The sequence below is a fragment of the Legionella sp. 227 genome, from assembly GCF_043161935.1.
Classification (GTDB): domain Bacteria; phylum Pseudomonadota; class Gammaproteobacteria; order Legionellales; family Legionellaceae; genus Legionella; species Legionella sheltonii.
Map to the genome: position 1 here is coordinate 3128965 of NZ_CP171154.1, position 13097 is coordinate 3142061.

Sequence of the window (13097 nt, forward strand, 5' to 3'; positions counted from 1 at the left end):
TTCACGGTAGGATATATTCTGAATCTATGCGTCATTTAGAGACTAAAATATTGTATACTATGAGAGAAAATTGCGGAAAATAATATTTTAGTTGTCTGTTTTGTCAGCAACTCTTCCTTTCACTGAGTTAAACCATGAAGATTCACTTAAATTAGAAGGTATTCATAGTATTTTTCCCCAAATTTTAGTACATTAACCAATTTGTTATTTGATATCTCCAGAGGATTATTTAGGCCATGCTGAATACGTTGATTAAGAAAATGTTTGGAAGCCGAAATGAGCGTACATTGCGGCGAATGGAAAAGGCAGTAATGGCAATTAATGCATTTGAGCCACAAATGCAAGCACTCACTGATGCTGAATTAGCCGCAAAAACCCAGCATTTTAAAGCACGTTTTGCAGAGGGAGAAAGCCTTGATGAGATGTTAGCAGAGGCTTTTGCTACAGTAAGAGAGGTATCCGTACGCACTTTAGGCTTACGTCATTTTGATGTGCAGTTAATCGGTGGCATGGTGCTGCATGAAGGTAATATTGCTGAAATGCGAACAGGGGAAGGTAAAACATTAGTTGCAACTTTGCCTGCATATTTAAATGCAATTACTGGGCGCGGTGTCCATGTTGTTACTGTGAATGATTATCTTGCTAAACGGGATAGTCAATGGATGAAGCCTATATTCGAGTTTTTGGGATTAACTGTAGGTGTGATTTTCCCTGATATGCCACATCCTGCGAAACAAGAAGCTTATCGTTGTGATATTGTATATGGAACAAACAATGAGTATGGCTTTGACTATTTGCGCGATAATATGGCTTTTAGTCTAGAAGACAAAGTACAAAGAGAACTAAATTTTGCCATAGTGGATGAGGTGGATTCAATTCTCATCGATGAAGCGCGTACCCCGTTGATTATTTCAGGGGCGGCTGAAGACAGTTCAGAACTTTATATCAAAATTAATACCTTGATCCCCCATTTGAAAAAACAAGAAGAAGAGGGTGGAGAAGGAGATTATACTGTTGATGAAAAACAAAAACAGGCACATCTTACTGACGCAGGCCATCAACATATAGAAGAGTTACTGGTTAAAGCAAAACTTTTGGATCATGGTGAGAGCCTATATCATGCCAGTAACATTATGTTAATGCACCATGTCAATGCAGCATTAAAAGCCCATGCTATGTTTCATCGTGATGTGGATTATATCGTTAAAGACGGACAGGTGATTATAGTTGATGAGCATACTGGTCGAACTATGCCTGGTCGAAGATGGTCTGAGGGATTGCATCAGGCTGTTGAGGCTAAAGAGGGGGCCTCTATTCAAAATGAAAATCAAACCCTGGCATCAATTACATTCCAGAATTTTTTCCGTATGTATAATAAATTATCAGGAATGACTGGAACAGCAGATACCGAAGCATATGAATTACAGCAAATTTATAATCTTGATGTGGTTGTCATTCCAACAAATAAACCTATGGTACGTAAAGATGAGTCTGATTTGGTTTATTTAACTCAAAAAGATAAATTTCAGGCTGTTATAGAAGATATTCGTGGGTGTATCGTGCGCAAACAACCTGTTCTTGTCGGTACTGTTTCGATAGAAGCTTCAGAATTTTTAAGTCAGCTCCTTAAAAAAGAAAATATTAAGCATCAAGTACTTAATGCTAAGTTCCATGAAAAAGAAGCACAAATTATTGCCGAAGCGGGGCGACCTGGTGCCGTAACTATTGCTACCAATATGGCTGGTCGGGGAACAGATATTGTGCTGGGTGGAAGTTTATCTGCTGATTTGGCGCAATTACCTGAAACGGCAAGTCCCGAAGAAATAGATGCTGTAAAAAAAGAGTGGCAAAAGCGCCATGATGAAGTACTTGCAGCAGGCGGACTAAGAATTATAGGTTCAGAGCGTCATGAGTCGCGACGGATTGATAATCAGTTGCGAGGTCGTTCAGGACGTCAGGGTGATGTCGGAAGTAGCCGTTTCTACCTGTCACTGGAAGACAATTTGATGCGTATATTTGCTTCAGAGCGTGTTGCATCGATGATGCGTCGTTTAGGCATGAAACCGGGTGAACCTATTGAGCATAGCTTGGTTACCAAAGCAATTGAGAATGCTCAACGTAAGCTAGAAGGACACCATTTTGATGTCAGAAAGCAACTGTTAGATTATGACAATGTGGCTAATGATCAAAGACAAGTCATTTATACGCAACGTGCCTCAATCATGGAAATGACGGATACTGAAGAGATGATCAACACGATGAGAGAGGAAGTTATCTCTAATCTTGTCGATACTTATATTCCTCCACAAAGCTTGGAAGATCAATGGGAACCCAAAGCTTTAAGTGATGTCCTAATGGATGAATTTAAGCTCAAAGCACCAGTACTTGAGTGGATTGAAGAAGATCATCATATCCAACCAGAACAAATTAGAGAAAAAATTCTTGAGCTGGCTACACGTAAATACGATGAAAAAGTAAAACAAGCTGGAAGAGCAACGATGTCACAGTTTGAAAAGTCTGTGATTTTACAAACCTTGGATAATCAATGGCGTGAACATTTGGCCGTAATGGATCAATTGCGTCAAGGTATTCATTTACGTGGTTATGCGCAAAAAGATCCAAAACAAGAGTATAAAAAAGAAGCATTCACTCTGTTTACAACCATGCTTGATAATTTAAAGTATGATGTAGTTCGTTTAATTTCTTCAGTTGAAATTCAAACTGAAGAAGACGTTAATGCGGTTGAAGAACAACGACGTGCTGAACAGGTCAGTAAGATGAGCTTACAACATGGCAATTATGCCGATGAAAATGAAGATGAAGCTCAGCCGCAAACATACAAGCGACAAGAAAAGAAAGTGGGTCGAAATGATCCTTGCCCATGTGGTTCAGGTAAAAAATATAAATCTTGCCATGGAAGTCTGGCGTGAGCATCACCGTTGCCGTAGCGGTCATTATTGATGAGCAGCAACGAATTCTAATAACCCAACGTCCTTTTCATGTACCTCATGGAGGATGTTGGGAGTTTCCCGGCGGTAAGTTAGAAGCAGATGAGTTATCATCATCCGCATTAATCCGAGAAGTAAAAGAAGAAGTAGGCTTAGAGGTTAATCAATACCAGTTACTCGGTGAAGTTCACCATCAATATCCTGATAAAACGGTAAAATTAATTATATTTATTGTTAATCAATTTTCTGGAATGCCTTCATGTTTGGAAGGGCAGTTGGCTATGAAATGGGTTTACCAGGACGAATTAAATCCTGAACATTTCCCTGAAGCGAATCATGCAGTAATTGCCATGGTAAAAAATTACTTATTGACCTAGTTCTCCAGATCTTGAGCATAAAGCAAAAAATAGATTAGGTACTGGATTTTAATAGAACTATTGGGTGATACAAGTTACTTAGTAAATTGTTTGGTTTCGATAGGCTGAATAAAATCTTCACCAATAATTTCATCTTTCTCTTTTAATAGATTGAGATTTTCTAGCGATGCTAACTTTTCATAGAGCTTGACTAGTTTAGTTACTAGTTTAGGAAAGTTGTCCTCGAGGCTTTCTTTCCTTTTCACATGTTTCTCATGTCGTAATCGAAGGATGAGATCGGGTTTATCGAATGTATTATATGCTTTTTTATTAGTTTTCTCGAATGCCGTTTCTGCTTTTTCGAAATGGAGTATTGTTTTATTAAAATTATTAATGATTTTATTTAACTGAGATAAGAATTCAGCATTATTTCCCTCATGTAATTTAATTTTAAGATTGATTAATTCAACAAAAATATTGAATAGCCATTGATAATGCATCACATCAAAAGGTGACATTTGATAACAAAAGCAAGTGTTTAATTCGTGTTGCAATAGTTCAATCGTTTGATCTGAGGAGCAAGGACTTTGAAACAATGGGACTTTTTTTCGTTTCGTACTTTTAAAAAAAGGAATATGTATATATTCAGTAGTTTCTCTTATTAGTGGTTTAGCGCTTATTTCTTCATTTACAGCATAGATCGCGCCCTTACAAAGAAAAAGATTGAGCTTATATTGGCCTTCTGCATGCTTCAAATAAAAATCTAATTTTTCTTCCTCTGTAGTAGCCCTCCCAGTGTTTATAATGTCGATTTGTAGCCGATCGCTTTGAGATTGATAATGCTCTATAACTGTTTGCGGCAGTGTATGATCAAATACCCTGAATCGGGTTGTATGTGCTTTCTCAAACTCATCTTCATTAAGTAAAATGATGATATTTGAAATACCAACCCTATCCAGTTGATATAAGTGACTAAAAGGTAGGTCAGTATATTCAACATTAGCGAAAATTACTGAAATTTTCATTTCATACTCTCAAAGACTATAAAGTATTTTTTAAAGTATAGCTTAAGCAGTTAAGGAAAAATAAAGTACTTATGGCTTATAAAATAGCTTTATATTTGAAGGTATAAGCAAGGGGTAGACTATTCTTTTATTTTCATAACAAGTCTATTTACCCCTCGTTATCTGTAATCTTGGTGAGGAGTAACTCCGGCATATAAAGCAACTAATCTTAATTAAAATCAAGAAACAATGGAGCATGATCAGAAACTTCATCATTCATGACAATGAACTGATTCACTACAATGTCTGGTGAGGTCAGAATGTAGTCCGCATATTTCTCGGCCTTTTTATAATAACGAGTTCTTGTCGATTTAATATTGTTCATCGTAATCAGGTTGCTCATTCCTTGCTCAATTATGTGCATGCTTTCAGTGTCTGGTCTTAAGTTAAAATCGCCACATAAAATTTTAGGCGTATTGATGGTATCCATAAAATGACGGATGCGGTATGACTGATTGATTCGCTCAGGAGTATCCTTTTTTCCTTGCCCATTCCAGAGACCATGTACATTAAGAATGGAATAAATTTTTTTATTGATTTCGCATTCAACCCATTGCAAGTTTCTAGGATGGTTTAATCCTATTCCAGGATAATGTTGTTTTTGATGAATATTGATATCTCCCTCTCCTAGAATATCAATATTATTTTTTAATAACATCGCAACGCCATATACATTTTCAACAGCAGGCTTAAAAATAGCAAAATGATTAGGAAGAAGTCGTTGTAGATCGGCAAAAATATTTAAACTAAGTTCTCTATCTTCCTCAGTTATTTTGCGGTGAGCGTTGTAATACACTTCTTGTAGGCAAAATATATCAACATCACGATGTTCATTGATAAATTTTAAAAGGGGGTTTCTTATGTGTCCACCCCATAAATTTAAAGTAATTAATTTCATTGAGCATTGAGTCCCTTGCATTCGTTATACTCTATATATTTTACCTCAGCGATTGAGACTCGTTTAGACTTCTCATTAACTCGTATGCGACGGTAAAATATTTATTGTTCCTTTTTAGATTCCTGAAGATATTTATAATGTAAATCGTGTACTCTTTTAGTTAACTCTTCGAACCCTATATTATTAATAATAATATCATCTGCATTTTCCAAACGTTTATCCGAATCGGGTTGAGTTGATAAAATAGCCTGAGCTTGTTCTTTACTGGATTGATCTCGTCGCATTAGCCGTGATATTTGTGTTTCTTTGGGCGCACAAACAAGCAACGTTCGCTTAATATAAGGATAAGTTTGTTTTGTGATAAGCAGGGGGATTTCTATGAGACAATAAGGTGTGGTGCACTCATCAACCCGCTTTTTAATTTCTTGTCGTATGAGAGGATGTAATAGTTGTTCAAGCCAATACCGCTCTTTATGGTTAGAAAAAATGATTTCTCTTAATTTACTACGATCCAATTCGTCATCTTCTTTAAGAATATTACGACCATAATGCTCAAGAATTTTTGTGTATGCGTCTTTGTTCTTTTGGGTTAGTTCTCTCGAAATTTTATCAGCATAAATTACTTCCATACCGAATTTCGAAAAAAGTTCAGCAACAGTAGTTTTCCCACTCGCTATATCACCTGTTATTCCAACACAATAAACCATATTTTATATCTCATTGTGATTAATACATGTTACTACATTCATATAACAAGTATAAGGCACTGGACTTCTATGTTTGCAGAATGCTAGAGCAGCCAATGCAGCATCTTCGCGATTTGGATAAAGATTACTTCGCCATGATAATGCTTCCCGGTCAAAAGCGGTACATCGCCACATGGGCATGACATTGATACCGTTAATGAATCGTATACAGCTCATCTTAGTTGTTCTACAGGTAGCTGGCGCCTTGCTGTTTTTTTTACATTCAGCATAAGAAAGATTTAAAGCAATTTTTTGATAAGGACTTTGTGAAGACCATTTGGCATGAGTCGCATCATGAGCGAAACATTGCCAATAATTACCTTCTGTATCTAATGGTTCAGCAAAACTTGATACTGAGATTCCTAAAAGCAGCAAAAAATACCATCCTATGTTCTTATTCATTTTTCTCCCCCTGAAGCAGTTCAATTAATTGTTCCACATGCAAGGCCTTTGAAAAAAACCAACCTTGAAGGAATCGAACGTCGTTTTGTAATAAATAGTCGTGTTGCTCTTTGGTTTCTACACCTTCTGCAATAATAATTAAATTAATTTTTTTTGCTAAATGAATTATTGCATCGTTTAATGTTTCTGCGATGGCCTTAGTACCAATAGCATGTATAAATAATTTGTCGATTTTAAGATAATTAAAAGGATAATATTGTAGATAGCTGATGCTTGAATGTCCTGTTCCATAATCGTCTATAGCCAATGAATAACCGGTTTTTCTAAGCTCATGCATCCTGTTGATGTAAATTTTATTATTCATATCAAGTAAATAACGCTCTGTTATTTCCAATAATATTTGTTTGGGTGAAATAGAATAGTGCTGTACAAGTTTATAAAACTTGGGAAAAAAATGACTATCAGTAAAATGTAGGGCACAAATATTAAAAGATAAATAGAACGTAGGTTGATTTTTTAAGATGTTTTTAGCTTCTTTAAATGCTATTTCAATAATTTGTAATGTTATCGGGACAATTAACCCTGAATGTTCAGCTTCTTCTATGAACAGATCAGGCATTATAATTTCATCATAATTATCCTGCCATCTTAATAGGACTTCAGCTCCTGAATAGGTTCCGCATTCTGCATCAAATAATGGTTGGTAAACAGGGTAAAATTGTTTGCCGCGAAGCGCTTGTTTTATTGCTCCATGCAAAGAATAATGTTGAGTAAAAATATTCTTAATGACAAAGTATAAAAAAATTGAAAATACCAAAACATCGAGAGCGAGCAAGATTTGATTAAACCATAGACTATTCATCATTACTTGCTTGGGTTCAGATACTATGAGTAAAACTCCATTAAGACTTGATAATTTGGCTGTGGCAAATACTCTTTCTGATGCGAAAGATGAGTCAGATGATAAATGACTTATCCACGATGCGTTGTTTACTTTTCCTACTTGAATCAGTTCTTTTTTCGTATTGACATCATAGAGGGTTACAGTGCGTGAAACACTATCTGGCGTTTTCAATATATTTTCCAGCATCGAGGACATAATAACTACTTCTACCTGATAATCACCAATCTTTTTTTGTATTGCATAAATTGGATGATTAAACATAGGTGTTGTTAATGGCCCAATAATCATCTGATGTAGATTACGACTTAGGAGAAAGGTCTGATTGTAAGGTAAGGTGGAGCATATAATTTGATGTTTTAGATTACGTATGGCTAATCCAGAGATTTGTGGATGATTGATAACGATGTGTTGTAAATAAGGAATAAAATCGACTGAACACAATAGCTTATTCTTTTGATCAGATGGAATTTGATATGAGCTTTGAAATATATCATTTATAAAGTGATCGACCTTTTGTGATAGTTTATTGCTTTCTTCTGTAACTAAGGTAAGAGAATTGGTGACGTTATTATGCCAATTGACATATGAAAAGACTGCAAGCAAAAAAATGGTGAAAAATATCCAGAATAATTTGAATCGTTTGTAGACAAAAAATGTCAGGTTTCTGCATACTTTTCGCATAATTATGGTATTACATAGGCTCCCTTTATAGAGTGTAGTGTGATTTCTGCTAATTTCCCAATTACTTCATGACTTGTATTTAATGGAGGTAGCCAGTAAAGCGTGTTGCCAATTGGTCTTATTAATGCACCATGATTTAATGCCTGTTGGTAAACTTTATTCCCTATACGATCATGTCCTATTTCTTCAAGATCCGCTGCGACAACTGCCCCAACTCCACGTATATTGCTTAATTTGCCTGAAATTTGCGCTATTTCAGTCAAAGTAGTTAACATGTATTCCCCAAGGTTTTGCGCATGCATCAGTATTTTTTCTTCATGCATTACCCGAATGGTTGCCAATGCTGCGCTTACGGCGAGTGCGTTGCCGCTATAGGTGTGTGAATGAAGAAAGGATTTACCACTGGCATAATCAGCGTAAAAAAGCTCAAAAATAGAGCTGTCAATCATGATACAGCTTAAAGGAATGGATCCCGAAGTTAATCCCTTGGATAGACAAATCAGATCCGGTTCTACACCTGCATGGTTTGAGGCCAGCCATTCGCCTGTACGGCCCATCCCTGTCATTATTTCATCAGCAATAAGATAAATATCTTTGCTTTTAGCCCAGGATGAGAGTTTTTTAAGGAAGTCGGGGCTATAACACAACATTCCTCCTGCGCCTTGAATCAACGGTTCAACAATAATGGCGCAGACTTTGTCGCTAACCGCTTCCAATTCCTTTTCTACGGCAGGCCAATACGAATCACTATTATTCCATAAAAGATCTTCTTTGCCAGAAATATAAGGAATATTTTGAATAAAATGACACGTTAGACCAAATGAAGTATAGGGTGATTTATAAAGCCCTAAATCACTAATACTCATTGCACCTAATGTTTCTCCATGATATCCATTTTTAAGAGCGATAAATTGATTCTTCTCTGTAAAGCCTTTAATTTGACTTGCATGAATTGCCAATTTCATTGCTATCTCAACTGCACTAGAGCCATCACTGGCAAAGAAAACATGTTGTTTTTTTGTAATTTTTGCAAGCTCTTCTGCCAACTCAACAAGTTGGGGATGTGTTGTATTTGCTGCAATAACATGTTCAAAATGATTCATCTGGTCTGTTATTGCTGCCATTACAGCCGGATGGCCGTGTCCTAATGATTTACACCACCAGCTGGAAATGGCATCAATCAAAGGCCCTTTATTGGTGTAAAGATAACTGCCTTGCGCTTTCTCAATAAGCAGTGGAGGGCAGGTTTCAAAATCCTTCATTTGGGTGCAAGGATGCCAAAAATGTTTCAAATCTCTACTAATTAATTGATGAACGTTAACCATTTTTAAAATTTTGGTTGACAAGATTAGGCGGCACTTTATCATGTTCGCTATGTAAATAAAATGAGAAATATGGATGTAGCTGGATTTTGCTTCACTTTGCCTAAAATAGAGGAGCATCATTTTTATCCGGATTATTAATTGGTGCTGTGTCCGTCATTCCAAGTGCAGCGGGAGCTCTACGTCGTAGCACAATGTTGCGATACGAAATCACAGGCTAAGATGCGGATGACCGGATTTATCTGTGCTCCATCAAGGCTACATTGTTTTAATTTCCTTAATAGGAGGAACTGTTGTGACCCAAACTAAGAAGCACTGGTCTATTTCTGAAATTACAGCGCTTTATGAGCAACCATTTAATGACTTGTTGCACCAGGCGCATGAAATACATAGAGAATATCATCAACCTAATTCATTACAATTTGCTACTCTGCTCAGTATTAAAACAGGTGCTTGTCCAGAGGATTGTGGTTATTGTTCACAAAGTGGGCATCATAAAACTCATGTAGAAAAAGAAAATTTAATGTCAGTTGCTGAAGTATTAAAAGCTGCTCAGGAAGCCAAAGAGGGCGGTGCCAAACGTTTTTGCATGGGAGCTGCTTGGCGTTGTCCACCTGATAAGGCGATGAATGAATTACAAGAAATGATTAAAGGGGTGAAGTCTTTAGGTTTAGAAACATGCATGACTTTAGGAATGTTAAATCAAGAACAGGCCGCTTGTTTAAAAGAAGCCGGTTTGGATTATTACAATCATAATATAGACACATCACCTTCTTATTATGAGAAAGTAGTAACGACACGCAAATTCAGCGAGCGATTGGATACATTGAATAATGTGCGAGAAGCCGGAATCAATGTATGTTGTGGTGGTATTTTAGGTTTAGGAGAGACACGCGAAGATCGCATTGAATTTTTATTAACTCTAGCCAACATGGAAACACCTCCTGAAAGTGTTCCTATAAACCGTTTAATTCCAGTAGAAGGTACGCCTCTTGCGAAAGCTCAGCCAGTCGAAGGGATTGAGTTAGCACGTACGATTGCAACTGCGCGAATACTAATGCCTAAAAGCGTCATTCGTCTAACGGCTGGAAGAACTGAAATGAGTGATGAATTACAAGCACTTTGTTTCTTTGCTGGAGCGAACTCTGTATTTATTGGTGATAAATTATTAACAGAAGAAAATCCTCAACGACTAAAAGATAAAGCCCTTTTTAGCAAGCTAGGTTTAACTGAGATGGTTTAAATGCCTATAAGTCACAAGATTAAGGATTATACGAATCAGCTAGCTCAAGAAGGCCTATTAAGGAATAGGATAATAAGCGCTGATGATTCGTCATTAATTCATTTTGACAGTAATGATTATTTGTCGCTAGCTAGGGACCGACGTATTGCGGAAGGATACCAGCGAGGCTATGCTCTGTATCCTTGTGGAAGTGGTGCCTCAATGTTGTTAAGTGGTTATCACCCCAATCATCGGGCAGTAGAAGAGGCATTTGCTAACTTATTGGCTGTGGATGATTGTATTTTATTTTCTTCAGGGTATGCAGCAAATCTTGCAGTTACTGCCTTACTTGGTCAATTAAAGGTCCATTGTTTTATAGATAAAGAAATACATGCATCCATTTACGATGGTTTAGCTCTATCACAAGTAAACTATACACGCTATCTGCATAATAATTTAATTGACTTAGACCGTAAATTAATAACTTATGCCAATAGCTCCGCATTGATTACGGAGGGAGTTTTTAGCATGAGCGGCCAAATGGCTCCTTTGGCAAAAATGTCCTCTCTGTGTAGTAGGAACCAAAGTGCACTCTTAGTTGATGAGGCTCATTCTTTTGGACTCTTAGGCGCTCAGGGAAGGGGGGCTGTAGCGTATCATGGTTTAACTCAAAACGAAGTTCCGTTAAGGATTATTCCTCTAGGAAAAGCCTATGCCGCTCAGGGTGCACTGGTTGCTGGTAAAGCAGAGTGGATCTATGCTTTATTACAAGCCGGTCGCTCTGTTATCTATTCAACCGCCATAAGCCCAGCTTTAAGTTATGGCTTGTTGCATGCTTTGGAATGTGTAGTTAATGCGGAAGATAGAAGGTCGAAATTAACACAACTCATTGCTTTATTTCGATCCTATATTAAACAGTCTCCTCTAAAGTGGTCTGATTCTATTTCTCCAATTCAACAACTTCAATTAGGCTGTCCCCATTTAGCATTATATTATGCGCGTGAATTGAAGAAAAAAGGAATTAGCTGTTGTGCAATAAGAAGGCCTACAGTCAGTACTAAAGCATCCGGTTTGCGAGTCATTTTGAATTACAATCATACTCCAGAACAGATCCAGGAGTTATTTAATCAATTAAGTGTCATTTATGCATATAAACATCAATAGTTATGGAAAAGGATTCCCTATTGTGTTTCTACATGGATGGGGATTTGACAGTCGAGTTTGGTTGCCACTAGTGCTTAAACTGTCCATGGATTATCAGCTTATACTAATCGACTTGCCAGGATTTGGTCATAGCCCAATCATGGACTGGGATGCATTTAAAAAGTTTTTACTGAGACAATTACCCCCACAATTTGCATTAGTAGGGTGGTCTATGGGTGGGTTATATGCCATGCGTTTGGCAGTTGAAGCACCTGAACGAGTACGGTCTCTTATTAACGTGACTTCATCACCCCGATTTTTACATGCGGATCTATGGTCAGGTGTTTCTCAAGATGTTTTTAAAAAATTTTACGAAAAATTATTAGAGGAGCCACAGAGTACCTTAAACGAATTTATGGAACTCAATGGATTAACTACTAATGATAGGTTGAACCATCTACCTGATAGACTCCCATCTCCAGAAGGGTTGAAATTGGGGCTTGAAATTCTAGAAAATTGGGATTTACGAGAGGAGCTAAAACAGTTTACTAAACCGACATGTTTTATGTTTGGTCGCCTTGATCCCATTGTTTCAATTAAAACAATGAGTTCCATGCAACTGAATTATCCCAAGTTTCATTATATTCTGTTCAAACGAGCGGCACACATGCCTTTTTTATCTCATATGGATTTATTTATCGAAGAAATCCGAGGATTTATTCAATGAAGCGATTTTTTATTACAGGTACTGATACAGATTGCGGTAAAACCTATGTAACAGCGAGTCTGTTACAATATTTTTCATCGGCAGCAGCAATTAAACCGGTAGCAAGTGGATGCATGGAAATAGAAAATAAACTGGTGAACAGTGATGCGCAGCATTTACAAAAAAACAGCAAGACAAGCATCCCTATGGATGTAATAAATCCCTGGCGATTTAAAGCGCCTGTTTCCCCTCATATTGCGGCACAGAATGAAGGAGTATGTTTAAGCGTCACTGAAATAGCTAACTATTGCCTTAATTTGCAGCTGGAGGGTATTGAAACATTATTCATTGAGGGTGCGGGGGGATTAATGGTGCCGCTAAATGACAATGAAACATGGATTGATTTTTTACAGATTACTAAGATCCCTGTTATTTTAGTAGTTGGCATGAAATTAGGATGTATTAATCATGCGTTGTTAACAGAAGCTGTGTTGCATGCAAATAACATTGAATGCACGGGCTGGATTGCAAATTGCTTTGACCCAAACATGCAAGCTTTATCAGCTAATATTGACACATTAAAGCAAAAACTGACTGCCCCTCTTTTGGCAGAACTATCATTTGCTGGCGACATTACAATGATTGAATTTTAACAGCTCAGATTAATACCTGGTTTACCTAGGATGTCGTTTTTTTCCCTTTTAC

Annotated in this window: 12 protein-coding genes; 6 read left to right on the forward strand and 6 right to left on the reverse strand. The window is 37.1% G+C overall.

Annotated elements, in window-relative coordinates:
- Positions 1-236 precede the first annotated feature (236 nt).
- Positions 237-2930 (forward strand): preprotein translocase subunit SecA, encoded by a 2694-nt coding sequence (secA, locus tag ACF8MK_RS13620; RefSeq protein ID WP_392537103.1) that lies wholly within the window; start codon positions 237-239, stop codon positions 2928-2930.
- The gene (gene mutT / locus ACF8MK_RS13625; protein WP_392537104.1) at positions 2927-3325 is read left to right on the forward strand and encodes an 8-oxo-dGTP diphosphatase MutT; all 399 of its coding nucleotides are present in this window, start codon (positions 2927-2929) and stop codon (positions 3323-3325) included. The genes secA and mutT overlap by 4 nt, the downstream gene beginning before the upstream one ends.
- Positions 3326-3399: 74 nt before the next feature.
- Here mutT and ACF8MK_RS13630 read toward each other — a convergent pair whose 3' ends face one another.
- The 6 genes from ACF8MK_RS13630 to bioA form a co-directional block, all read right to left on the reverse strand.
- On the reverse strand, positions 3400-4329 hold the full coding sequence (locus ACF8MK_RS13630) for a hypothetical protein (protein WP_392537105.1): 930 nt from the start codon (positions 4327-4329) through the stop codon (positions 3400-3402).
- Between the two features lie 208 nt (positions 4330-4537).
- Positions 4538-5266: an endonuclease/exonuclease/phosphatase family protein gene (locus tag ACF8MK_RS13635; RefSeq protein WP_392537106.1), complete on the reverse strand. Its 729-nt coding sequence runs from the start codon at positions 5264-5266 to the stop codon at positions 4538-4540.
- Positions 5267-5367: 101 nt separating this feature from the next.
- Positions 5368-5973, reverse strand: a complete 606-nt coding sequence (gene coaE, locus ACF8MK_RS13640) for a dephospho-CoA kinase (protein ID WP_392537107.1) — start codon at positions 5971-5973, stop codon at positions 5368-5370.
- Positions 5974-5976: 3 nt separating this feature from the next.
- A complete protein-coding gene (locus tag ACF8MK_RS13645) occupies positions 5977-6414 on the reverse strand; it encodes a hypothetical protein (RefSeq protein WP_392537108.1) in 438 nt (145 codons plus the stop codon).
- Positions 6407-7759, reverse strand: coding sequence for an EAL domain-containing protein (locus ACF8MK_RS13650; RefSeq protein WP_392537109.1), 1353 nt, complete (start codon positions 7757-7759; stop codon positions 6407-6409). The genes ACF8MK_RS13645 and ACF8MK_RS13650 overlap by 8 nt, the downstream gene beginning before the upstream one ends.
- Positions 7760-8001: 242 nt before the next feature.
- Positions 8002-9324 (reverse strand): adenosylmethionine--8-amino-7-oxononanoate transaminase, encoded by a 1323-nt coding sequence (gene bioA / locus ACF8MK_RS13655; RefSeq protein ID WP_392538969.1) that lies wholly within the window; start codon positions 9322-9324, stop codon positions 8002-8004.
- 292 nt (positions 9325-9616) lie between these two features.
- Here bioA and bioB point away from each other — a divergent pair, with 292 nt between their 5' ends.
- The 4 genes from bioB to bioD are packed head-to-tail and all read left to right on the forward strand — an operon-like array spanning position 9617 to position 13045.
- Positions 9617-10564, forward strand: coding sequence for a biotin synthase BioB (gene bioB, locus ACF8MK_RS13660; protein ID WP_392537110.1), 948 nt, complete (start codon positions 9617-9619; stop codon positions 10562-10564).
- Complete coding sequence (locus ACF8MK_RS13665) at positions 10565-11707, forward strand: aminotransferase class I/II-fold pyridoxal phosphate-dependent enzyme (RefSeq protein WP_392537111.1); 1143 nt, start codon at positions 10565-10567, stop codon at positions 11705-11707.
- On the forward strand, positions 11688-12413 hold the full coding sequence (locus ACF8MK_RS13670) for an alpha/beta fold hydrolase (protein WP_392537112.1): 726 nt from the start codon (positions 11688-11690) through the stop codon (positions 12411-12413). The genes ACF8MK_RS13665 and ACF8MK_RS13670 overlap by 20 nt, the downstream gene beginning before the upstream one ends.
- The gene (gene bioD, locus ACF8MK_RS13675) at positions 12410-13045 is read left to right on the forward strand and encodes a dethiobiotin synthase (protein ID WP_392537113.1); all 636 of its coding nucleotides are present in this window, start codon (positions 12410-12412) and stop codon (positions 13043-13045) included. Before ACF8MK_RS13670 ends, bioD begins: the two co-directional genes overlap by 4 nt.
- Positions 13046-13097 lie beyond the last annotated feature (52 nt).